The organism is Allobosea sp. GW821-FHT09G06 (assembly GCF_059416005.1).
This window is the reverse complement of record NZ_JBWKOI010000002.1, coordinates 533,177-555,694: the sequence shown is the minus strand read 5'-3', so window position 1 is coordinate 555,694 and position 22,518 is coordinate 533,177. Positions and strand designations below refer to the sequence as shown.

Below are 22,518 nucleotides of genomic sequence, written 5' to 3'. Positions count from 1 at the left end.
CCTTTCGCGCTCAGGCGGCGGGCTTGCTGTCGAGATCGTAGGAATCCAGCATCGACTGCACGATGCCGCCGGCCTTGCCCCAGTCATAGGTGCGGAAGGAATGGCCCTTCGTCACGAAGGTCGCCCCGGCATAGAACATCTCGTACTGGTGATGGCGCGAGCCGAACTCGGAGCCCACCGCGTCCCAGGCGAGCTTGTAGAACTTCACCCGGTCATGCGAATTCGCGGCCGGCGACTGCTGGGTCTTCTCGATCATCGCCGCGATCTCGGGATTGGCGAAATCCGCGATCGAGGAGGGCAGCATGATCATGCCGCCGCCGGCGAGCTCGCGCAGCGAATTCAGGATCTTCGGATACATCTGCTGGGTCAGCACCTGCGCCGAATAGAGCATGTGCCGGTCGGGCACGTAGTAAGGGCCGGCCTGCGTGCCCTTGGCCTCCATCGCGTTGACGAAGGCATCGACCATCGCGGCCTCCGCCGCGAGCTGGCCGAGGATTTCGCGGACCTGCGGGAACTGGGTGATGCCGTTGGTCTGCGTCGTGCGATGGGCGATGCCCATCAGGAACTGCAGCTTCACCTTGAGGCGGATCATCGCTTGGTAGTTCTGGTAGACATGCGCCGGCGTCGCATGGAACTGCTTCTGGCACATCTCGACGCTGCCATCGATGAAGACGCGGTCCCACGGAACCTTCACGTCGTCGAAGAACAGCACGGCGTCGTTCTCGTCGTAGCGGCTCGCCAGCGGGTTATCGAAGATCGAGCCGGCCTGCGCCTCGTACGACTTGCGCGAGAGCATCTTCAGGCCCTTGCTGTTCATCGGAATGGCGAAGGAGACGGCATAGCGCTCCTCGCCGGGCTGCATCGGCTGGATCGTGGTGACGAAGACCTCGTTGGCGACGACGCCGCCGGTCGCCAGCATCTTGGCGCCGCGGATGGTGATGCCCTCGGCATCGCGATCGACCACGCCGGCCGTCAGGAACGGATCGGCCTGCTCGGCCGCGTTCTTGGAGCGGTCGGCCTGCGGGTTGATGATGACATAGGTCAGGTAGAGGTCGTTGTCGCGGGCGTAGCGGTAGTAGTTTTCCAGAGCCGCGGCGCGGGCGGGATCGTAGCCCTCGAAGACCGGCAGGCCCATGCGCATGCCGGAGATGCAGGAGGCGACATGATCCGGCGCACGGCCGAGGAAGCCGCCATGGATCGCGGTCCAGGCCTCGAGCGCACGACGGCGCTCGACGAGATCGGCATAGGAGGTCGGCAACTGCCAGATGCGGTTGGCCCGGCCACCGACCTCGGTCTCGAAGGTCATCAGCTCGCGGCGCGAGGCATCGTTGGCGAAGTCGAACAGACCGCCGACCGAGCGCGCCACGTTGCGGAAGGCGCGATGCATGGTGACGTCCTCGACGCGCGCGCCGTCGATGAAGATCGAGCGCCCGTCGCGCAGGCTGGCGAGATGTTCCTGTCCCGTCTTGGTCATGGGTATCCCCTCTCCGGTTGTCGTGATGGTTCAGTAGTGGATGGGCAGCGGCCAGGACGGCTCGCGCTCGGTCTCGTCGACGAGGTCGCGGTAACGGCCGCGGAAGAACACGAGCGGCGCCGGATTGCCGGCGCGCACCGCATGGCGCAGCACCCGCACGACGAAGATCACATGGTCGCCGCCGTCGTAATTGGCGTAGGGCTCGCATTCGAAATGGGCGAGCGCGCCGGTGATCAAAGGCGCCTGCGCATGGCCGACCGTGCGCTTGACCTCGGCCCATTTGTCGCTCAGCGCCCGCGCGAAACGGTTGGAAATCTGCTCCTGCTCGCGTGCCAGCACATTGACCGCGAAGCCCTTGGCTTCGAGCATGGCCGGCAGGCTGTTCGCCCGCCTGTCGACGCTGAACAGGACGAGCGGCGGATCGATCGAAACGGAGTTGAACGAGCTCATGGTCATGCCGATGAGATCTTCGCCGCTGCCTTGCGCGGTGATGACCGCGACGCCTGTCGCGAACTCGCCCAGGGATTGTCTGAAGGCCCTGCCGTCCATCGTTCCCTCCGGTTGCCATCCGCAACGCTCATTTGCTAGATAGCTTTGTAATAAAGCTATCTAGCAAAGTCAATAACCTGAATGACGGACGAATCATGTCGATCGAGAACCGGCGCCTGACCGTGGCGAAACCTGATTTGCTGGAGGGCGGGAGCGACGCGCGCTTCCGCGACATGCTCTATGACTTCTTCGCCTTCGGCAGCCGGCTGGAGGAGGCCCGCGCGCGCTTCGCCGGCTATATCGGCCTGACGCCGCCGCAATACCTGATCCTGATCGCGGTCGGCCGCGGCGCGCCCGACAACGAGCTCGGCGTCGCGCAGGTGGCCGAGCGGCTGCATCTCAGCGGCGCCTTCGTGACCATCGAGCTGAACAAGCTGGTGAAGAGCGGGCTCGTCGAGAAACGCCCGCATCCGAGCGACGGGCGCCGGGTCACCCTCACCGTCACGGCAGCCGGCTTCCAGAATCTGGAGCAGCTGGCCGCGCTGCAGCGCCCGGTCAACGACGCGCTGTTCGCACCGCTCGACCGCGAGACCTTCGAGGCGCTGAGCGGCGTGATGCGCCGCCTCGCCTCAGGTGCGGAGCAAGCCATCCATCTCGCGGACCACATCATCGCCAGCGAGACATCGCCGGGGACGCGGAGCTAGGCCGCATTCCTTCCCGCGTTTGCGGCCGCTAGGGTGTGCGTCCCCAGACGGAGCCTGCCATGCCCAAGCGCATCATCACCTCGGACCGCATCCACAAGGGCCGCCTGCCCTTCGCCCAAGCGACCGTCGCCGGCGGCTTCATGTTCGTCTGCTGCGTCGGGACCGACAAGGACGGCAAGCTCGCGATCGGCGATCCCCGGGCGCAGACCCAGCAATGCATCGACAATATCAAGGCGCTGCTCGAAGAGGCCGGCGGCAGCCTCGACGATGTCGTGAAATGCACGGTCTACGTCACTGACCGCGCCTATTGGGAGCCGATGAACGAGGTCTATTTCGCCAATTTCGCCGAGGCGACGCCGCATCGCGTCTCCTGCATCGTCAACGGGCTGGGCTCGCCGAACTGCATCGTCGAGATCGACGCGACCGCCTATCTCGGCGACAAGGCCTAATCGACCTCCGGCGCGAGGCGCATCGCGCGGGCATAGCCGCGCGGTGCGAAGCGCAGCGCCATCAGCCCCGCCAGCATGGCGCAAGCCAGATGCATCAGCCAGCCGGCGGTGAAGCTGCCGGCAGCATCGCGCATTAATGCGACGATCCAGGGCGGGATGGCGGAGATCAGGAAGCCGCCGCCCTGCATCAAGGCCGAGAGCGCCCCGGCATTGGCGGGGTTGTCGAGATGGTCGAGTGCCACGATCAGGAAGAGCGCGAAGCCCGCGCCGAGCCCGACGCCGATCGCCAACGCCCAGACTGTCGGCGCCGCCAGCGGCCACCAGGCCAGCCCGGCAAAGCCGGCGACCTGGCAAGCCAGCGCGAGCCAGATCCAGAAGCGGCGATCGGGATTGCGGGCCGCCAGCGCGGGAATGCCGAGCGCCGCCACGGCCTGGCTCGCAGCCATGACAGCCAGCAGGCCACCGCTCTCGGCTCCCGACCAACCCATCGCCTGATAGGCCGGCGCAAGCCAGGCGACCACTGAGGCATAGCCGCCGTTCACCAGTCCGAAGCAGATCATCAGCAGCCATGTGCGCGGGCGGCGCAGCAGGGCCAGCGTCGGCAAGCCACCGCCCTGCGCCGATCGACCGGACGGCAGCGCGACCGCCGAGACCAACGCCGCCAGCGCGGCTGGCAGGGCGATCCAACCGAGGCCGAGATGCCAGCTTCCGGAGCGTGCGGCGATCAATGGCGAGAGTTGGGCGCCGAGCGCACCGCCACCCATCAGCATCGCCGAATAAAGCCCCATTACCAGCGCGACGCGACCGGGGAACTCGGCCTTGACGATACCGGGAAAGACCGACTGCACCACCGCGACGCCAAGCCCGCAGAAAGCCGCCGTGGCGATCAGAGCCTCGCCGCTCGTCGTGACCAGACGCAACGCCGCCGCCGCGCAGAGGATGCAGAGCGCGCCGACCACGGCCGTCCGCGCGCCCAGCACGCGCTGGAGCCAGGGGCCGGCGAAGGCGCAGACGCCCATCAATAGCATCGGCACCAGCGTGAATAGCGAAAGGCTGCCAAAACCCAAGCCCGTCGCGGCCCGGATCTCCGCCGCGAGCGGGCCGATGCCGGTCAGGAACGGGCGCAGGTTCAGGCCGACCAGAACCACGGCCGCGAGCAGCAGCGCGCGGGACGCGCCGGATGTTGTAGGCGTCATGGCTTCAGGCCGGCTTAGGCTGCCGCCGCTTCCACTCGGCATAGAGATCGGGCCCGGTTTCGAGGCGGACCGGCATATAGGCGATCTTCATCGACTGCTCGGCGAAGGGCTTTGCCAGATCGGCATAGATCGCCGCCGTCGACAGGCCGAAAGGCGCGCCGTCATCGTTGGAATAGGCGTAGTAGACCTCGCTGACGCCGGAGAGCCGCATCGCCGCCATGCACATCGGGCAGGGATGACCGCTGGCATAGACCGCGCAGCCGGCGAGGCTCGGTGTTCCGAGCTTTCGGCTCGCCGCCCGCAGAGCCGTCATCTCGGCATGGGCAGTGGGGTCATGGGTCGCGACGGTCTCGTTGACACCGGTCGCGACGACCTCGCCGTCCCTGACGACGACCGCGCCGAACGGCCGGCCGCCCTGTTCCATATTGGCCTGCGCAAGCTCGATCGCCTCGCAGAGAAAACGCTGTGCCTGGCTCATGATCGCCCTCCGCTCAGCGACCGCCGGCGGCGAGCAGGATCTGCTGCATCTTCGCCTGGCCGCGGCTGCGGGCATGCTGCAACGGGGTGACGCCATCGCGATCGGCGAGGTTCACATCGGCGCCAGCCGCAAGCAGGTCCTTGACGATCTGCTGATGCTTCTCGCCGCCATCGCTGAGGATGATCGCCTCCAGCAGGCCGGTCCAGCCGAGATTGTTGATATGGTCGACCTTGACGCCGGCCGCGATCAGGGTGCGGACCGTCTCGACATGACCGCGCTCACAGGCCGGGATCAGAGCGGTGCCGCCATAGCGATTGGTGCTCTTCAGGTCGGCGCCATGTTCGAGTGTCAGCTTGAGGATGGCGAGGTGGCCCCGCGCGCCGGCATAGAGATAGGGGCTGTCGTTCATCGCGTCCTTGGCATTGACGTCGGCACCGGCCTCGATCAGGGCGCGGGCGGCATTGACGCGGTTCTCATGGGTCGCGGCGAGCAAGGCGGTCCGGCCACGCTCATCGCGTGCATTGATCGCGGCCCCCTCGGCGAGAAGCCGCTTGATCGTGGCGATGTCATCCATGGCAGCGGCGGCGTGCAATCTGGTCTCGGTCATGGCTTGTCCGAAGGCTGTCTGCGGACCGAGGGCCAGCAGGAGAAGAACGAAGGCAAGGATCGGCGAAAATCGGGTCAATTCCGTCTCCTTGATGGGCGCAGGCGGCATCGGCCGGCGCTGCCGCACCCCGTCGATCAGGCAAGGCAAGCTTGCCTTGATCCCTGAATAACGGCGCGTAGGTCCATCTGAAAATTAAATATCTGGATATTGATCAGTGGCCTTGCGAATGTAGCCGGCATCCCGGCTTCCGACACGCGGCACCTATGCTCGATCCCCGCCTGCTCCGTTCCTTCGTCGCCATCGCCGATACCGGCAGCTTCACCCAGGCGGCCGAGCGGCTCAACATGACGCAATCGACGATCAGCCAGCAGCTTGCACGGCTGGAGGAGGCGGTGGGGCGCGGATTGATCGACCGCGTCGCCCGCCCGGTCCGCGCTACGGCCTCGGGCGAGCGCCTGCTCGGCTATGCCCGGCGCATCCTGACGCTGCAGCAGGAGGCGGAGACCATGCTCGGCGATTCCGCCGGCACCGCCTCGATCCGCATCGGCGTGCCCGACGACATCGTCACTGGCAACATGGCGCAGGTCTTCGCCGGCTTCATCAGGCAGCATCGTGAAGTCCGGCTCGACGTGGTCGCGGGCTTGAGCCGCGAATTGACGCGGCGCTACCGGGCCGGCGAGTTCGACGTCGTCATCGTCAAGGAGCCATCCGCGAGTTCCGACCACCGCGCCAGCTATCCGGAGGCGATGGCCTGGTTCGAGAGCACCGAGGCGCCGGAGAGCTGGCCCGAGCCGCTGCCGCTGGTCACCTTCCCGCCCGGCGGGCTCTATCGCGATGCGATGTTCGAGCGGATCGAGCGCGAGCGGCACCGCTGGTACATCGCCCTGTCGAGCAGCAATCTCTACAACGTCATCGTGGCGGTCGAGGCCGGGCTCGGGCTCTCCCTCCTGCCGGTCGGCACCACGATCGGCCGCCGGGTCAGACCCTACGCGGCCTTCGGCATGGAGCCGGCGATGGTCGTCTCGATCTATTCCTGGGAGAAGGGCGGGCTCATCGCCGAGCTTGTCGCCGCGATGAGCGCCGTGCTGGCCCAGCGCTACAGCATTCCCGGCCAGAGCTGAGCGCGATCACCCCCGGCGGGCGGGGATCATGATCGCGCCGGAAGCGGCAATCACGAGACAGAGGCCGAGCCAATCCGTCGGCGTCGGCCGCTCGCCGAGCAGCAGCACCGAGCCGAGCACGCCGACCGCCGGCACCATCAGCGTGCCCAAGCTCGCAATGCCCGCCGGCAGGCGCGCCACCACCGTGAACCAGAGGAAATACGCCAGCGCCTGCGCGCCGATGATGTGGAAGCTCAGCGCCGTCAGCACGCGCGGCGAGAGGAGCTTCGGCACAGGCAGGCCTTCGAAGACGAGCATGCCGATGCCGGCGACCACGCCGCCGATCAGCAATTGCCAGGCGGCGATCGTCAGCGCCGGGGCCGAGACCGGCCAGCGCTTGGTCACGATCGTGCCGAGCGCCCAGCTCACCGCTGCAAGCAGCGCCAGCGTCAGGCCGAAGGAGAGCTGCCCGGCGAGGATCAATGGCAGACCGAGGCAGACGAGGCCGGAGATGCCGAGCGCGAGCCCCGCAAGGCGCCGGCCGTCGAAAGCTTCGCCCAGCACGAAACGGGCGAGCAGCGTCGCCCAGATCGGCATGGTGAAGGTCAGGATCGCCGCGCGCGAGGTCGGCGCCGCGAGTTGCGCGAAGGCCAGCAGCACGTTGAAGGCGGCAATCGAGAGGAAGCCGGCGACGACCAACCGCGGCCACTGCGCGCGCGGCACGGCGAGCGGAACGCCACGCGCCAGCGCAATCGCGACGAGGACGAGCCCGGCGAAGCTCATGCCGGCGGCGCGCAAGGTCCATGGCGCGATCTCGGTCAGCGAGATCCGCACCGCCGGCCAGTTGAAGCCCCAGAGCAAACCGAGCAGGGGAACGAGCAGCAGCGCCCGACTCGATGTGGAGGCGCTCAAGCCTCGATGCTTTCGAGCCCGCACCATTCGGCGACGAAAAGCGCCATGGCGCCGGTGATGCGCTTCACCGAGGCGAGGCTGACGCGCTCGTCGAAGGCATGGATGTTCTCGCCCATCGGGCCGTAGCAAAGCGCCGGGATCTTGTCGTAGAGCGCGTGGACGCGGGTATCGAGATAGGCCGCCGTCATGAAGCTCTTCAGCGGCTTGCCGAGCGCCGCTTCATGGGCGCGGGCGAGCACGGCTTCCGCCTCGCTGCCGGGCTCCAGCACATAGCCCTCGGCCCAGAAGCCGTTGAAGGTGACCTTCGGCGGGTTGTTCGCCAGGAAGGAATCGCCGCGCGCGGCCTCGCGGATGCAGTCCTCGATGCGCTGCGCCGTCTCCTTGGCGGTGACGCCGGGATAGAGCCCGACGCGGCAATCGACGCGGCACCAGCACGGCACAGACGAGGCCCAGTCGCCGCCCTCGATCTTGCCGATGTTCAGGTTGATCGGATGGGGGTCATTCTCGAAATGCTCGCGGCCGGCCTTCTCGATGTTGAACTGCTCCTCGAGCTTGCGCAAAGCCGCGACGACGCGATAGGCGGCGTCGATCGCATTGGCGCCGGTGCCCATCTCGCGGACATGGGCGGGGATGCCGCGCACCTCGAACTGGAACCAGAGCACGCCGGCATTGGCGCGCGCCAGCATCTCGTATTCCGGCTCGGGGATCAGCGCGGCTTCGGCGCGATAGCCGCGCAGATGCGTCATCAGCGCGCCATTGCCGGTCGATTCCTCCTCGACGACGGATTCGACATAGACCGTCGCGGCCGGCTGCATGCCGATGCGGCGCAGCGCATCGAGGCAGAAGAGATTGGCGGCGGAGCCCGCCTTCATGTCGGCGCTGCCGCGGCCATACATCCAGTCGCCTTCGATCACGGGGTCAAAGGGCGCGTGCTTCCATTGGTCGACGGGGCCGGCCGGGACGACGTCGACATGGGCCTGCAGGATCAGCGAACGGCCCTTCTCCTCGCGAGGGCGATGAATGCCGACGACGATCGGGGCTTCGGAATGCGTGTCGGAGAAGGGTGCACCGCCGGGATGGGCTGCGATCAGCTCCTTGTCCATGGCGAAGCGATCCATGGTGAAGCCGCGCTGCTTCATGGCCCGGAAGATGAAGTCCTGGACCGTGTGCTCCTGCCCGCGGGTCGAGGCGAAGCGGATCAGCTCCTGGGTATAGGCGACCTGCTCGTCGAAGCCCGCCTCGACGGCGGCGAGGATCTTGTCACGCAAGGCGGGATCGAGAGGCATGGGCAGGCTCCGGCTGAGGGTCGTCTATTAGTGCCCGAAGCGCCCGCCGCCCGGCACCGCCGCCAGCAGCTGCCGCGTATACGCGTGCTGCGGGTCGGCGAAGATCGCGGCGGTCGGCCCGCTCTCGACGATGCGCCCTCGCTGCATCACGGCGATGCGGTCGCAGATCTGCGCAGCAACACGCAGATCATGCGTGACGAAGAGGATGGCGAGGCCGAGCCGCGCCTGGATGTCCTTGATCAGCGTTAGGATTTGGGCCTGCACGGAGACGTCGAGCGCGGAGACTGCCTCGTCCGCCACCAGCACGTCCGGTTCGAGCGCGAGCGCCCTGGCGATGCCGACGCGCTGGCGCTGACCACCCGAGAATTCATGCGGGTAGCGGTCGATGGCGTTGGCGGAGAGGCCGACGAGCTCCAGCAGTTCCTTCGCCCGCGCCAGCGCCTCCTTGCGCGGTGTGCCATGGGCGACAGGACCATCCGAGATGATGCGGCCGACGGTCTGGCGCGGATTGAGCGAGGCGAACGGGTCCTGGAAGACCATCTGGATGCGCTTGCGCTGGCGGCGCAGTTCGGCGGGCTTCAGTTCGGAAAGGACGAGATCGCCGAGCGCGATCCGGCCCCGGTCCGGCTCGATCAGGCGCAGGCAGCAGCGCCCGACCGTCGACTTGCCCGAGCCGGATTCGCCGACGAGACCGAGCGTCTCGCCGCGGACGAGCGCGAAGGAAATGTCGTCGGCCGCCTTGACCTCGCGCGCGACGCCGAAGAGCGAGCGCTTGCGATAGGTCTTGCCGAGCCCCTCGACGCTGATCACCGGCGCGGTGTCCGGCAGCGGCGGCAGCACGGCCGGCGTCAGCGAGGGCACGGCGGCGAGCAGCTTCTGCGTATAGGGGTGGCTGGGAGAGCCGAGCACCTGGTCGGCCGTGCCCTCCTCGACCAGCACGCCCTTCTCCAGCACGGCGATGCGGTCGGCGATCTCGGCGACGACGCCCATGTCATGGGTGATGAAGAGCACCGCCGTGCCGTGGCGATGGCGCAGGTTGTCGATCAGCTTGAGGATCTGCGCCTGGGTGGTGACGTCGAGCGCGGTGGTCGGCTCGTCGGCGATCAGGAGCTTCGGTTCGAGCGCAAGTGCCATGGCGATCATCACGCGCTGGCGCTGGCCGCCGGAGAGTTCATGGGGATAGGCCTTGGCGAGGCGCGGCGGATCGGGCAGGCCGACCTCGGTCAGGAGATCGATGGCGCGGGCCCGGCGGGTCGCCCTGTCGTGCAGGCCATGGGCCTCGAAGGTCTCGACGATCTGGTCGGAGATACGCATGACCGGATTGAGCGAGGTCATCGGCTCCTGGAAGATCATGCCGACCTCGCGGCCGCGCACGTCCTGCATCGCCTGTTCGTCGAGGGCGAGGAGATCCCGCCCCGCGAGCTTGATGGAACCGGCGACCGGCTTCACCGCCTTGGGCAGGAGGCCCATCACGGCATGGGCGATCATCGACTTGCCCGAGCCGGATTCGCCGACCACGCAGAGGGTCTCGCCGGGCTGGATGGCGAGCGTGACCTTTTCGACCGCATTGGCGCGGTCGGCCATCGCCGGCAAGGCCAGCGTCAGGCCTTCGATGGAGAGCGCGGGAGCAGTCATTCCCGCCCCCTGGCCAGACGCGGGTTCAGGGCGTCGTTCAGCCCCTCGCCGGCGAGATTGAGCGCGAGCACCGTCAGGAAGATCGCGAAGCCCGGGAAGAACGAGATCCACCAGGCGTCGAGCAGGCGTGTGCGGCCGGCACCGACCATATAGCCCCAGCTCATCAGGTTGGGATCGCCGAGGCCGAGGAAGGAGAGCGAGGATTCCAGCAGGATCGCCGAGCCGATCATCAGCGAGCCCATGACGATGATCGGCGCTATGGTGTTGGGCAGGACCTGGCTGAAGATGATCCGCGGCGTCGACTGGCCGATCGTGACGGCCGCCTGGACATATTCACGACTTCGCAGCGAGAGCACCTCTCCTCGCACCAATCGCGCCACGGGTGGCCAACTGACCACCCCGATCGCGAGCACGATCGAGCCGAGCTGCGGCTGCAGGATCGCGACCAGCACGATGGCGAGCGCGAAGGAGGGAATGGTCTGGAAGAACTCGGTGAAACGCATCAGCGCATCATCGACGAAGCCGCCGGCATAGCCGGCGACGGCGCCAAGCGGCACGCCGATCACCAGCGCGACCAGCGTCGAGACCACGCCGATCATCAGCGAGACGCGCGCGCCATGGACGAGACCGGAGGCGAGGTTGCGGCCGAGCGTATCGGTGCCGAGCGGGAAGCGCTCGTTGACGAAGGGCGCGAGGAAGGGCCGCGCCACCGGGCGCCAGGGCGATTGCGGATAGAGCGTCGGCGCCAGGATCGCGAAGGCGACGACGGCAAGCAGGATGACGATGCCGATGACGGCGCCGCGATTGCGGACGAAGCGCTTGAGGAAGTTCATGTGTGCGCCTCGATGCGCGGATCGACGATCCGGTAGACCAGATCGGTCGCGATGTTGAAGCAGACGACCATCGCCGAGGAGACGAAGAAGACGCCGAGCAGGACGGAATAGTCGCGCTGGACCAGCGCATCGAACATCAGGCGCCCGATGCCGGGCCAGGCGAAGACGGTTTCGGTCAGCACGGCGCCGCCGACGAGCTGGCCCGCCTGCAAACCGGCCAGCGTCACCACCGGCAGGATGGCGTTGCGCGCGACATGCCGCCGCCAGACTCTGGACTGCGAGACGCCCTTGGCGCGCGCCGTCTTGACGAAGTCGGCGCCCGCTACCTCCAGCATCGAAGCGCGCATCATCCGGGCATAGAGCGCGGTGAAGAACAGGCCGAGCGTCAGCGAAGGCAAGATGAGGTGCTGGCCGATATCGAGCGCCCGAGCCAAGCCGGTATAGTTCGCGCCGATGGTCTCGTAGCCGACATTGGGCACGAGCCCGAGCTTCAGCGCGAAGACGATCTGGCTCATCAGCGCGATCCAGAACAGCGGAGTCGCGTAGAAGGCCAGCGCCAGCGTGGTGATCAGACTGTCCGACCATTTGCCGGCGCGGCGCGCCGCGAGCGCACCCATCGCCGTGCCGACGACGAGCGAGACGATGAAGGCCGCGCCCGTCAGCAGCAGCGTCGCCGGCAGGCGCTCCATGATCAGGCTGAGCACCGGCTGCTGCTGGCGATAGCTGAAGCCGAGATCGAAGGTGAGGTAGCCCTTCAGGTAGATCCAGAGCTGGGTCAGGAAGGGCTGATCGAGGCCGAAGCGCGCGCGCAGCTGTTCAAGCAACTGCGCATCGGCGGCGCCGGCCTCGCCGGCCAGCACCTGCGCGGGATCGCCGGGCGCGGCCCGGATCAGCAGGAAGTTCAGCACGGCGATCGCGAACAGGACGATGACGCCCTTCACGAGCCGGCCGGCGAGGAATTGCGCGAGGTTCATTCAGGACTTTCGTGAAGCCGGGTCATCCCGCGCGCGCCGCGGCGCGAAGTGCCGCTGCGCAGACGCGGGACCGTCGTCAGAATGGGGCGGCCCTGGAGCCAACCCCGATACGATCCTGGATCGCCGCCTTACGGCGTCCGGGATGACGCGCCCCTTCGAGCTCGCCTTACTCCTTCCAGGCGTCGCGGAAGCCGTCGTTCACGCCAACGCCGGTGGTGACGAGGTTCTTGACGTTGCAGCGGTAGATGGTCGGAAAGTCCATCTCCAGCAGCCAGAGCACCGGCAACTCGTCGGCCAGGACCTTCTGCACCTTGGTGTAGAGGTCCTGACGCTCCTTGTCCGTCGGAGCGACCGCGGCATCGGCGAAGAGCTTGTCGACCTCCGGATTGGAGTAGCCGCCGACATTGGCGAAGGGATTGCCCTTGGCGATGTTCGAGGAGATGTAGGAACGCGCCACGCCCATGGCAGGGTCGCCGAGCTGGTAGAGGAAGTTGAAGTTCAGGTCGAAATCCCAGTTCGACGCCTTCTGCGTCCAGCCGGGCACGTCGGTGTTCTCGATCTGCACCTTGACGCCGACATCCTCCAGGTTCTGCTTGATCGCCTCGGACCAGCGGCTCCAGGTCTCACCGTAAGGCAGGTTCAGGAGCTTGATCGTCTCGCCCTTGTAGCCGGAGGCCTTGATCAGCTCCTTCGCCTTGGCGGGGTCAAAGGTGTATTTCGGCACGTCGCCCGAATAGAACTTGGTCTTGGACGAGATCGGCCCGGTCGGCAGCTTGCCGAGCCCGCCCCAGACCACGTCCTTCCCGAATTCCCGGTCGATCGCGTACATCAGGCCCTGGCGGAACTGCTTGTTGCCGAGGATGCCGTTGCGCACGTTCGGCGTGATCCAGGCATGAGGGGCGAACATCTCCCAGCCCTTGGTCGTCATGCAGGTATTGGGCAGCTTCGACAGGCGCGCGACGTCGTAGACATCGACCGAGCCGCCGGTCAGCACGTCGACCTTGCCCGTCTCATAGGCAACGGCGCGGGCAGCTGCATCGGGGATGATCTGCCAGTAGATCTCGTCGAGGTTCGGCTTGCCCTTCAGCCAGTAGTCCTCGTTCTTGACGAGGTGGATATAGGAACCCTTCTTCCACTCCTTGAGCTTGAACGGGCCGGTGCCGATCGGCGTGTTGTTGGCGGGATTCGCGCGGTAATCCGTGCCGTCATAGATGTGCTTGGGGATCATCGGCGCGGAGGCGACCTCCTGCGTCATGATCATCGGGCCGAAGGGCTGCTTCAGCGTGATCTTGACGGTGAGATCGTCGACCTTCTCGATCTTCTCGACCTGGGCGTTGACGATCGGGCGCCAGCGCGGATGGACGTCGCGCAGGAACTTGTCGAGCGTGAAGACGACGTCGTCGGCCGTGAACGGCTTGCCGTCATGCCATTTCACGCCTTCCTGCAGCTTGAAGGTGTAGGTCTTGGCGTCCGGCGAGATCTCCCAGCTCTTGGCGAGCGAGGGCTGCGGTTCGAGCTTCTCGTTATAGCGCAGCAGCGATTCGTAGATGTTGCCGGCGACCATGTTGGTCGGGCCGTTCTGGTTGAGGCCCTGCATCAGCATCGGCGGCTCGGGCTGGACGACGACATGGACCGTCCCGCCCTTCTTCGGCTCCTGAGCCGCCACGCCGCCCAGAACGAAAACCGACGCCGCCAGCGCCAGACTCACCCGCAATCCCGTCATCCCACGCACCATCTGCCTGTTCCCCTGCCTCGTACCGAGATCATATCGTTTGAATCGGGCCTCGTAGGACCGGACCGGCGCCATCGCACCCGATCCCGCGTCTCTTGGCAAGCACCGCGCCAACTGCCCGGATGGATCAGCGGGCCATGCTCGCCAGAGCGCCCCGCATCGAGGCGCTGGAAATGCCGAAGAGGCCGCCATAATGCGTCTCGAGATCGGTGATCACGAACATCACGGTCGAGATCGAGACGATGCCGATCGCGAGCACGATCGCGGCGAGGCGCCGCCGCGGGATCTGCAGGCCGAAGCTCAGGAAGACCAGCATCAGCCAGAAGGTAAGGATATTCGTGAACAGCGGCGAGACGGGGCCGTGCACATCCTCGATCACGGCCCAGCGCCGCTGCTGCACCCGCTGATAGGTCGCGCGGCACTCCGTCGCGAGATTGGCATGGAGCGCATCGGTCGACGCCAGACCGTTGATCGCCCGGCCGATGCGCGCGATCAGGGCGCCGAGCGAGGGGTCGGCGCCTTCGCGGGCCATGCCTGTCGTATCGGGGTAGGAGACGCCTTCAGGTTTCGGCTCCTGCGGCCAGGTGCTGGCGACGACGCCGGCCGTGTAACTGCGCAGATCGAGCCGGATCGGATCGGCCTCGGCACCATAGCTGCGCAGGCATTCGTCAAGCTGCGCGAGCGCGGCCGCATCGGCGTTGCGGTCGCGATAGGCCTGGTCGAACGTGCCCTTGACGTTGGAGAGCTGCAGGCTGAGCACCAGGGCGGCGAAGGTGACGAGCAGGCTCGTCACCAGCCGGATCGCCTCCAGGGTGCGCTCGGAGAGATGCTCTTCCGACAACCAGCCGCGCAGCTTGATGCCGAAGATGGCGCTGCCGCTCAGCAGCGCGCAGAAGGTGAAGGCTGCCAACGTCTCGGGCATGGTGACGATCGTTCCGGACGGATGCGGTGCTTGCGCATACCGGTCCAGATGGGCGTGCGATCGCGGGCCCTGTCAACAGCTCCGGCGGCGCGATACGCAGCCTCAGTACCTTCTCTTCAGCGGAGTTCCTCGACATAGGTCGCGACGAAGCGGACGAGCTCGCTCTGCCGGGCCGTGCCGGTCTTGGCGAAGAGACGCTGGAGGTGGGTGCGGGCCGTGGTCGGCGCGATGCCCAGCCGCTTGGCGGCGATGATCGTGTCGAGCCCTTCGACCATCAGGACGAGCATGCGCTCCTCGGTCGGCGTCAGGCCGCAGGCCTCGCTGACCCGGGCGATGTTGCGGTCGATCGCACTTTCCGGATCATCCACCGTCAGGACGAACAGTTCGATGCTCGCCAGATGCACGGCATCGACCGCGACCTGCCGGCCGTTGCGCAGCACCAGCGGCAGCCTCGTCTCGCCAGCCGTGCTGCCATTGCGGCAGCGCTTCAGCCAGACCTGCAATCGCGCCATGAAATCCTTGTCGCAGGCGGTGAAGCGGTCGAGGCCGCCCAGCCCGTCATGGGCGAGCGCCGCCGCACCACGGTTGCCGAAACGCTGGTTCAGGTCGGCATCGATGACGAAAACCGGCCTGGAAGCCTTCCCGAAGGCATCGGAAGCGATGTCATGGCGCGGCGGAAACGGGGTGTAGCTCGTCCTGCAGGCAATCGAGACATGAAGCGACATTGCAATATCCATTCTGCAATCCACGGACCGCCGCGCCACCTCGCCCCGGGACACCCGAGACTTGCCGGATGCGGCTCCGTTCCTCTTGGTCGCGGCAGATCGCGGAGAGGTTCAACCTTCCCTGTTTTTGGACTGCTATTGGATATCTAAACTGGAGACCTGAAGCGACGGCCTCTACCGCAGGATGTCAGGCGGTCAGCGTCAGCTTGTAGGTATAGGTATCGCCGCGGAACAGGCCCTCGACATATTCGAGCATGTCGCCGTCTGCACCATAGCTGCGCCGCTTGATCAGCAGGCAAGGCACGGGAACCGCGAAGCCGAAGATCGCGCATTCCTCGACGGTGGGCGCCGCGGCCTCGATGGTCTGCTCGCAACGCGTCAGCGGCAGGCCGAGCGCGGCGAGGCGGGCATAGACCGAGCCCGAGAGATCGCTCTCGGCCAGGTCGGGCGCACGCTCCAGATTGTACCAGGCAACCTCCCGCGACATCGGGATACCGTCGCCCGAACGAATGCGGACCAGCTTGAGGAAGCGCGCATGCGATGAGTGACCGAAGATCGATGCGATCGAGCGGTCATTCACCACGGATCGTTCGATGATCCGCGACGACGGTACCCGGCCGAGCTCCTTCATTTCCTCGGTAAAGCCCTTGAGCCGATCCATGCCGGAATGCAGGCGCGGCCCCGCTCCCTGGACGATAGAGCCCAGGCGCCCCTGCGCGCTCAGCAACTTTCGCTCGCGCAAGGCATTGTAGGACCGCTGGACGGTGGCACGGCTGATGCTGAGCCGCTCGGCGAGCTGGCGCTCGGCCGGAAGCGTCGTGCCCGCCGGCAAGGTGCCATCACCGATCAGCCGGCTCAGCTGGTCCTCGAGCTGCTGGTAAAGCGGCTTGGCGGTGTCGGTGCGCAATTCCAGCAAATCCTGGAAGGGCGGCTTGGCGAGAGGCGTCTTAGGCACTGTCTTGGTTTGCATGAGCGTGTCACAACCCGCGTAGCAGTTCGTGAATGGCAAAATCAAATTCCCGGAGACTGCCGTGACCGGCAAACCCGTCTTTGTGCTCGGAAGCTTCGTGGTCGCCTGCTCGGCGAAGGTCGCCCGCTTCCCGCGCCCCGGGGAAGCACTCGCCGCCGAGACCGTGACGATCGAGCCCGGCGGCAAGGGGCTGAACCAGGCGATCATGGCGCGACGCCTCGGCATGGATGTGGAAGGCCTGCTCGCAGTGGGCGACGACCTCGCCGCCGCCTTCGCCTTGCCGGCGCTCGAACGGGCCGGCCTGCCGCCATCCATGTTGGTCCGGCTCACGGGCAGCACCGGAAGCGGCATCGGCTTCACCGATGCCAGTGGAGAAACCTGCGTCGCCATCGCATCCGGCGCCAATCTCGCCCTCTCGGCCGAGCATGTCCGGCAGCGAGCGAGGGCCATTGCAGGAGCGGCGTTGGTGACGGCCCAGTTCGAGATCGGCGATGCGCCGATCGAGGCGGCATTCGCCCTGGCCCGGCAGGCCGGTGTCCCGACCCTGCTCAATCCCTCGCCCTTCCGGGACATTCCTGAAGCGATGCTGGCGCGGACCTCGATCCTGATCGTCAACGAGAGCGAGGCCGGCAGCCTCGCGCTCTCGCTGGGCCTGGAGCCAGACGGGATGACGCAGCCGCGGCATTTCGCGGCGGAGTTGGTGCGGGAGCTGATGAAACGCGGGCCAGAGCTCGTCGTCGTGACGCGGGGCGCGGCCGGGGCGATCGCTGCGACGGCGGATGGTCAGGTCATCGAACAGAAGGGCTTTGCCGTCGAGACCATCGATTCGCTCGGCGCTGGCGACGCCTTCGCCGCGACGCTTGGAGTCCGGTTGGCGACGGGACGTTCTCTCCCCGACGCCCTGCGCGATGCAGCGATCGCCGGAGCCCTGACCACGACCCGACACGGCGTCTTCGATGCGCTGCCGACGCATGCCGCCATCGACGCCATGGCCGGCAGGTGAGGTCAGCCCGGATCGATAAAAAACTTTGGATTGTTTTTGGACTTTTCCCGAGCACGCCATGCTGCTAGCTTCCGAGAGGCGCGCCACGCGTGCGTCTTCCGTGGCCAGCCGGGATGTCTCATGCCGCGCCTCGATGTCGATACCGTCATGTCCGCGATCGACCAGTTGCTGGCCGGCGCGATGGATGAAGAGCAGATGCAAGCCGCCGCCGAAGCGATGCGGCTGCTGTTCAACGGCTCGAAAGCCTGCTTCGCCGGCTTCGGGCCGAGCCCGGAGGACTGGGCGTCCTATGCGACCAATCCCGATGCCGCGCTGCAGGAACGCTGCTTCGGCGACCTCGCCTCCGACTTCATCGAGATGGGCGACGCATTGCGCGATATCCCCCTCGGCGTGATCTACCGCGACAACGAGGTGTTCGGCGAGGAAGCCCTGCGCAGCACGCGCGTCTGGCAGGAATGGATGCGCCCGCAGGACATGTATGGCGGCATGGCCTGCCGCCTCGCCAAGAACGGCGAGGCCTTCTGGTTCTTCGACGTCCAACGCGGCCGACAGCAGGAAGCCTTCGACGCCGAGGACGTCGCCCTGCTCGAAAAGCTCTATCCGGTGCTCAGGCGCGTCGTCGAACTGCGCCGCCATATCGGCCGGGTGACGATCCAGCGGGACGAGGCGCGCGGTGCGCTCGACCGGGTCGCGATGGGCATCGCGATCCTCGACCAGGACATGCGGATCGCCTACGCCAACGAGGGCGCCGACGAGATATTGTCGGACCCCGACAGCGCGGTCGGGCTGCGGCAGGGGCGGCTCTTCGCGCGCCAGCCGGCCGACCAGCGCCAGCTTCGGCAGCTGGTCGAGGGCGCGCTGCGCAGCTCGCAGGATCCCCTTGCCCCGACACAGGCCAGCATGATCCTGCATGGCGAGGACGGATCTCATTCGCTTTCAGCCTGCGCCATGCCAGCGCCCCCCTCCCCGCAGGCTCATGCGGCCGGCAAGGTGCTGATCGCGCTGCGGCGGCTGGAAACGGCGACCAATCTTGTGGCGTGCGCGCGCCAGCTTTTCGATCTCACCGATGCCGAAGCGAAGTTCGCCTCCGCGCTCGCGAGCGGATCATCCCTGACGGAAGCGGCCGAAGCCCAGGGCGTCCGGATCTCGACCGCACGCACGCACCTGGCGCGCATCTTCCAGAAGACGAACACGCGCCAGCAAAGTCAGCTCGTTTCACTGCTACGCAGCGCGGCGCTCCCCCTGCGCCCACGCTGAGACATCGACATCGGGGCTGGGTCGGGACGCATTCGAGCCTCGCCCGGCTCACGCGCCCGATCTCCCCTCCGTCAGGCTACGAAGGGGAGATTACGGGCGCTCCATCGCGCCTTTCGTCATCCAAATGACGGAGAAGGCCCTCGCCCTAAGGCCTATTCGCCAGGCTGCGAGCCGTCATAGCCGCCGATGATCACGAGATCGGACTGGCCGGCGGCACTGAGATGCTTCACCGCCTCCTGATATTCAGGCGAGGCATAGCAGGCGCGGGCCGTCTCCTCGTCCTTGAACTCGAGGACGACGTTGTGCTTGCGGCCCTCACCGCGAGCGAGCTTGTATTCGCCGCCGCGGACCAGGAACTTCGCCCCGTATTTGGCGAAGGCCACGGCATTGAGCGAACGATACTTGGCGTAGGCCTCGGCGTTCTCGACATCGACGCGCGCGATCCAGTAGCCCTTGGCCACGGTCAGATCCCTTCGACAGCGACGAGATCGATCTCGCCGGCGCCCTCGCGCAGCTTGCGGGCCTCGGCATATTCCGGGGAGAAGAGATAGGCGCGGGCCGTCTCGAAATCCTTGAACTCGAGCACGACGTTGCGGGCGCGGCCTTCGCCCTCACCGACCGTCATCTGGCCGCCGCGCACGACCGGCGTGCCGCCATATTGCTTGATCACTTCGGAGGCCTTGGCGGCATAGCTCGCCCATTTGGTCGCGTCGGTGACCTTGGCGCGGCCGATGACATATCCCTTGGGCATGGTGCTATCCGTTGCTTGAATCGAGTCCGGGCGGGAGCTTACGAAGCCGCGACGATCTCGTCCATGACCGCGCCCGCCGCCGCACGCGGGTCTGCCGCGCGGATGATGGGACGCCCGACGACAAGATGGTCGGCGCCGATGCGGATCGCCTCGGCCGGGGTCAGCGTGCGCTTCTGGTCGCCCGCCGCGCTGCCGGAGGGGCGAATGCCGGGCGTGACGATGACCATGTCCTTGCCGATGACCTCGCGCACGATCTCGGCCTCGGCGGCCGAGCAGACGATGCCGTCGATGCCGGCGGTGCGGGCCTGCTCGGCGCGCAGGCGCACGAGATCGCGCACGGCGAGGCCGTAGCCGGCATCGCGCAGGTCGCCGTCGTCATAGGAGGTCAGCGCGGTGACCGCGAGCAGCTTCAAGGCCGCATCGCCGCGCCCTTCGACCGCGCCGCGCATGGTCTGCGGATAGGCGTGGACGGTGAGGAAGGTGACGCCGAGCTTCTTCAGCGAGTCGACGCCCTCGGTCACGGTGTTGCCGATGTCATGCAGCTTGAGGTCGAGGAAGACCTTCTTGCCCTCGGCCACGAGCTGGCGCGCGAGATCGAGCCCACCGGCGAAGGCGAGGCGATAGCCGATCTTGTAGAACGAGACGCCGTCGCCCAGCGTCGAGACGAGGCGGTAGGCGTCCCACACGGTCGGCACGTCGAGGGCGACGATCAGGCGGTCGCGGACATCGTTGATCTTTTGCATCGCGTAATTCCCTGAGTTTCGAGGGAAGGCGCATGATTCGAATGATGATGCAAGGGCGCGCAAGCCGCGCTCTTCACGAGCCCGGCGGCTGGAAGGCCGGTCGATCAGGCGGTCACTCGACCGGCGTGCACTCCATCCGCACACGCTCGCCGGGCTGGCTCGCGGTCTGGCAGACGACGTTGGCTGGCAGCGCCGATGACGGTGCAGCAGCAGCAGGCGCCGGGACGGCCACAGCAGCAGGCGTCACGGCGGCCGGTATCGGAAGCACGGGCCGTGCCCGCGACGAGGCCAGCTGAGGCACCGGGCGGGCCACCGGCCTGGCCCTGGCCTGAGGCTGCACAACCAGCGGCACAGACTGTTCCTTGACGGGTTCGGCTAACGGAGGAGCACTCTGAACGGCCACGACGACAGGCTGGGGCTGCTCGGGAGACGAGCGCCAGGGCGTCCACGAGCCCAGCCGCGTGAAGGCTTCCATGGTCGGCCGCGTGATCGTCTCCGCGGTCGGCATCGACTGCATGCAACCGGTCAACGCAAAGCCGAAAAAGCACACGGCTGCGCGGTTCGGGATCGACAGCATCTTCGCCGCTCCTGCTGTGGATTGATCGCGAGCGGGGGGATCGTGCCCGCGCTGCCCCGACCAAGTCAACCTTCGGCCGCATTCGCAGCGGGCAGAACGGCCACCACCATGGCCCGAAGGCAACAGCAGCATGACAATGCCGTGACGATGCGACCTGCGATCCCCCAGCGCACATCAGCTTTGCCGGAAAATGGATTTCAGCCTGCGCGGCAATGCTCTAGGCCTCGCTCCACGCTCTCCCGGAAACAGACCGCAATGTCCCTGGCTGCCCTCGTCGGGTTTCTACTGCTGACCGGCATGGCGGCCTATGTCCAGACGCTGACAGGCTTCGCCTTCGGGCTGATCGCGATGGGCGGCGTCGGGCTGACCGGCCTGCTCTCGCTGCCGGATGCGGCGATGCTCATCAGTGCGCTCACGCTGGTCAATGCGTTTCAGATGCTGCTCAAGGGCTGGCGCGATGTCGACTGGCGCAAGTTCGGGCTGGTGATGGTCGCGAGCTGGCCCTTCGTCTTCATCGGCTTCCATCTGCTCGAATGGCTCGCCGCCAGCCGCGCCGATCTACTGCGGCTGGCGCTGGGTTTCGTGATCATCGTCTCCAGTCTGCAACTGGCGAGGAAACCGGAACCGCTCAAGCAGCCATCCGGAGCGCCGAGCTACCTGTTCTTCGGGAGCATCGCGGGATTGATGAGCGGCATGTTCTCCACGGGCGGCCCTCCGCTCGTCTACCATTTCTACCGCCAGCCGATGCCTCTGGTGGTCGTCCGGGAAACGCTGGTCACGATCTTCGCGCTGAACGCCCTGTTCCGCACGGGGCTGGTCATCGCCACCGACCAGATTCCCGCCCCATCGACGCTCTCGGGGCTCTTCGCCATTCCGGCAGTGATGCTGGGCACGCATCTGGCGCGGCGTTACCCGCCGCCGCTCACACAGGCCGTGATGCGGCAGATCGTGTTCATGCTGCTGTTCCTGTCGGGCGTTTCGCTCGGCGCGCCGGCGGTCGCCCACATGCTGAAAGGCGCGTTCTGAGGCCCCGTCGCCTCAGAACTGCGGTTCCTGCGGGGCCCGCGCGGCGAAAACCTCCTGGAAGACCTGCCCCCAGACATCCGGCGGCTGCGCGCCGGAAACCGCGAGCTTGCTGTCGATGATGAAGAAGGGCACGCCGGTGACGCCGACCTTGCGGGCGTGATCCTCCAGCCCGATCACCGTCTCGCGCAACTCGTCATTGGCGAGTTCGTCGCGGGCGGCCTGCTCGTCGAAGCCCTGCTCGACCGCGATCTGGACCAGCGTCTCGATATCGCCGATATCGCGCCCGTCCTGCCAATAGGCCTTGAACAGGGCGGCCGTCATGTCGCCGCCGCGCTGCACCGTCGAGGCGGCCGCGACCAGCATATGCGCCATGCGGGTGTTGACGCTCTTCGTGACCTTTGCCCAGTTGAAGGTGACACCGCTCTCCAGCGCCGCTTCCGACAGCCGGACCTCGATCTCCTTGCGCTTGCCGGGACCGAACTTGCCCTCCAGGTACTGGTTGCGGTCCATGCCCTCGGCGGGCATCTCCGGGTTCAATTCATAGGGCAGCCAGGTGATGGCGAAGCGGTCGTTCAGGCCGTAGCGATCGAGCGCCGTCTCCAGCCGCGCGCGACCGATGAAGCACCAGGGGCAGGCGATGTCGGAGACGATGGCGAGCGGCAGCTTGTCCTGCAT

Annotated in this window: 25 protein-coding genes; 6 read left to right on the top strand and 19 right to left on the bottom strand. The window is 66.8% G+C overall.

Annotation, left to right across the window (positions count from 1 at the left end):
* Positions 1-10 precede the first annotated feature (10 nt).
* Positions 11-1,474: a 4-hydroxyphenylacetate 3-hydroxylase family protein gene (locus AC07NY_RS12795; protein WP_494584151.1), complete on the bottom strand. Its 1,464-nt coding sequence runs from the start codon at positions 1,472-1,474 to the stop codon at positions 11-13.
* Between the two features lie 30 nt (positions 1,475-1,504).
* Positions 1,505-2,023 carry a flavin reductase family protein gene (locus tag AC07NY_RS12790; protein WP_336809969.1) on the bottom strand — a complete coding sequence of 173 codons (519 nt, stop codon included), beginning with the start codon at positions 2,021-2,023 and terminating at the stop codon, positions 1,505-1,507.
* 95 nt (positions 2,024-2,118) lie between these two features.
* Between AC07NY_RS12790 and AC07NY_RS12785 the strand changes: the two genes are divergently transcribed.
* Entirely contained in the window at positions 2,119-2,667 is a 549-nt protein-coding gene (locus tag AC07NY_RS12785) for a MarR family winged helix-turn-helix transcriptional regulator (protein ID WP_494584150.1), read from the top strand.
* A 59-nt stretch (positions 2,668-2,726) separates the two neighbouring features.
* Positions 2,727-3,116: a RidA family protein gene (locus AC07NY_RS12780; RefSeq protein WP_257733860.1), complete on the top strand. Its 390-nt coding sequence runs from the start codon at positions 2,727-2,729 to the stop codon at positions 3,114-3,116.
* On the opposite strand, the gene AC07NY_RS12775 is transcribed toward AC07NY_RS12780, so the two are convergent.
* The 3 genes from AC07NY_RS12775 to AC07NY_RS12765 are packed head-to-tail and all read right to left on the bottom strand — an operon-like array spanning position 3,113 to position 5,397.
* The gene (locus AC07NY_RS12775) at positions 3,113-4,312 is read right to left on the bottom strand and encodes a cyanate transporter (RefSeq protein WP_494584149.1); all 1,200 of its coding nucleotides are present in this window, start codon (positions 4,310-4,312) and stop codon (positions 3,113-3,115) included. The two genes, AC07NY_RS12780 and AC07NY_RS12775, sit on opposite strands and share 4 nt — an antisense overlap.
* Positions 4,313-4,316: 4 nt before the next feature.
* Positions 4,317-4,790: a nucleoside deaminase gene (locus AC07NY_RS12770; RefSeq protein ID WP_494584148.1), complete on the bottom strand. Its 474-nt coding sequence runs from the start codon at positions 4,788-4,790 to the stop codon at positions 4,317-4,319.
* A 13-nt stretch (positions 4,791-4,803) separates the two neighbouring features.
* Positions 4,804-5,397, bottom strand: coding sequence for an ankyrin repeat domain-containing protein (locus AC07NY_RS12765; RefSeq protein WP_494584147.1), 594 nt, complete (start codon positions 5,395-5,397; stop codon positions 4,804-4,806).
* A 263-nt stretch (positions 5,398-5,660) separates the two neighbouring features.
* Between AC07NY_RS12765 and AC07NY_RS12760 the strand changes: the two genes are divergently transcribed.
* Positions 5,661-6,518: a LysR family transcriptional regulator gene (locus AC07NY_RS12760; protein ID WP_492284493.1), complete on the top strand. Its 858-nt coding sequence runs from the start codon at positions 5,661-5,663 to the stop codon at positions 6,516-6,518.
* Positions 6,519-6,524: 6 nt separating this feature from the next.
* On the opposite strand, the gene AC07NY_RS12755 is transcribed toward AC07NY_RS12760, so the two are convergent.
* From AC07NY_RS12755 to AC07NY_RS12715, 9 genes are all read right to left on the bottom strand, one after another.
* Entirely contained in the window at positions 6,525-7,409 is an 885-nt protein-coding gene (locus AC07NY_RS12755) for a DMT family transporter (protein ID WP_494584146.1), read from the bottom strand.
* Positions 7,406-8,695, bottom strand: coding sequence for an ArgE/DapE family deacylase (locus AC07NY_RS12750; protein WP_494584145.1), 1,290 nt, complete (start codon positions 8,693-8,695; stop codon positions 7,406-7,408). The genes AC07NY_RS12755 and AC07NY_RS12750 overlap by 4 nt, the downstream gene beginning before the upstream one ends.
* A 27-nt stretch (positions 8,696-8,722) precedes the next feature.
* Positions 8,723-10,330, bottom strand: a complete 1,608-nt coding sequence (locus AC07NY_RS12745; RefSeq protein WP_494584144.1) for an ABC transporter ATP-binding protein — start codon at positions 10,328-10,330, stop codon at positions 8,723-8,725.
* On the bottom strand, positions 10,327-11,163 hold the full coding sequence (locus tag AC07NY_RS12740) for an ABC transporter permease (protein ID WP_494584143.1): 837 nt from the start codon (positions 11,161-11,163) through the stop codon (positions 10,327-10,329). The genes AC07NY_RS12745 and AC07NY_RS12740 overlap by 4 nt, the downstream gene beginning before the upstream one ends.
* Positions 11,160-12,137 carry an ABC transporter permease gene (locus tag AC07NY_RS12735; RefSeq protein WP_494584142.1) on the bottom strand — a complete coding sequence of 326 codons (978 nt, stop codon included), beginning with the start codon at positions 12,135-12,137 and terminating at the stop codon, positions 11,160-11,162. Before AC07NY_RS12735 ends, AC07NY_RS12740 begins: the two co-directional genes overlap by 4 nt.
* Before the next feature lie 166 nt (positions 12,138-12,303).
* Positions 12,304-13,872, bottom strand: a complete 1,569-nt coding sequence (locus AC07NY_RS12730; protein ID WP_494584141.1) for an ABC transporter substrate-binding protein — start codon at positions 13,870-13,872, stop codon at positions 12,304-12,306.
* Positions 13,873-13,996: 124 nt separating this feature from the next.
* Positions 13,997-14,791: a bestrophin-like domain gene (locus tag AC07NY_RS12725; protein ID WP_494584140.1), complete on the bottom strand. Its 795-nt coding sequence runs from the start codon at positions 14,789-14,791 to the stop codon at positions 13,997-13,999.
* 116 nt (positions 14,792-14,907) lie between these two features.
* Entirely contained in the window at positions 14,908-15,516 is a 609-nt protein-coding gene (locus AC07NY_RS12720; RefSeq protein WP_492284501.1) for a helix-turn-helix transcriptional regulator, read from the bottom strand.
* Between the two features lie 187 nt (positions 15,517-15,703).
* The gene (locus AC07NY_RS12715) at positions 15,704-16,486 is read right to left on the bottom strand and encodes a GntR family transcriptional regulator (protein WP_494584139.1); all 783 of its coding nucleotides are present in this window, start codon (positions 16,484-16,486) and stop codon (positions 15,704-15,706) included.
* Between the two features lie 61 nt (positions 16,487-16,547).
* On the opposite strand from AC07NY_RS12715, the gene AC07NY_RS12710 reads away from it, so the two are divergent.
* Together AC07NY_RS12710 and AC07NY_RS12705 are read left to right on the top strand one after the other, a co-directional pair.
* A complete protein-coding gene (locus AC07NY_RS12710) occupies positions 16,548-17,489 on the top strand; it encodes a PfkB family carbohydrate kinase (RefSeq protein ID WP_494584138.1) in 942 nt (313 codons plus the stop codon).
* A gap of 120 nt (positions 17,490-17,609) precedes the next feature.
* Positions 17,610-18,746 (top strand): helix-turn-helix transcriptional regulator, encoded by a 1,137-nt coding sequence (locus AC07NY_RS12705; RefSeq protein ID WP_494584137.1) that lies wholly within the window; start codon positions 17,610-17,612, stop codon positions 18,744-18,746.
* A gap of 152 nt (positions 18,747-18,898) precedes the next feature.
* Here AC07NY_RS12705 and AC07NY_RS12700 read toward each other — a convergent pair whose 3' ends face one another.
* From AC07NY_RS12700 to AC07NY_RS12685, 4 genes are all read right to left on the bottom strand, one after another.
* Positions 18,899-19,207: a DUF1330 domain-containing protein gene (locus AC07NY_RS12700; RefSeq protein ID WP_492284505.1), complete on the bottom strand. Its 309-nt coding sequence runs from the start codon at positions 19,205-19,207 to the stop codon at positions 18,899-18,901.
* Positions 19,208-19,209: 2 nt separating this feature from the next.
* Positions 19,210-19,497, bottom strand: coding sequence for a DUF1330 domain-containing protein (locus AC07NY_RS12695; RefSeq protein ID WP_492284506.1), 288 nt, complete (start codon positions 19,495-19,497; stop codon positions 19,210-19,212).
* A 38-nt stretch (positions 19,498-19,535) separates the two neighbouring features.
* A complete protein-coding gene (gene pyrF, locus AC07NY_RS12690) occupies positions 19,536-20,240 on the bottom strand; it encodes an orotidine-5'-phosphate decarboxylase (protein ID WP_494584136.1) in 705 nt (234 codons plus the stop codon).
* A 112-nt stretch (positions 20,241-20,352) separates the two neighbouring features.
* The gene (locus AC07NY_RS12685) at positions 20,353-20,817 is read right to left on the bottom strand and encodes a hypothetical protein (protein WP_494584135.1); all 465 of its coding nucleotides are present in this window, start codon (positions 20,815-20,817) and stop codon (positions 20,353-20,355) included.
* Positions 20,818-21,072: 255 nt separating this feature from the next.
* Here AC07NY_RS12685 and AC07NY_RS12680 point away from each other — a divergent pair, with 255 nt between their 5' ends.
* Positions 21,073-21,843, top strand: a complete 771-nt coding sequence (locus AC07NY_RS12680; protein ID WP_494584134.1) for a TSUP family transporter — start codon at positions 21,073-21,075, stop codon at positions 21,841-21,843.
* A 12-nt stretch (positions 21,844-21,855) separates the two neighbouring features.
* Here AC07NY_RS12680 and AC07NY_RS12675 read toward each other — a convergent pair whose 3' ends face one another.
* Entirely contained in the window at positions 21,856-22,518 is a 663-nt protein-coding gene (locus tag AC07NY_RS12675) for a DsbA family oxidoreductase (RefSeq protein WP_494584133.1), read from the bottom strand.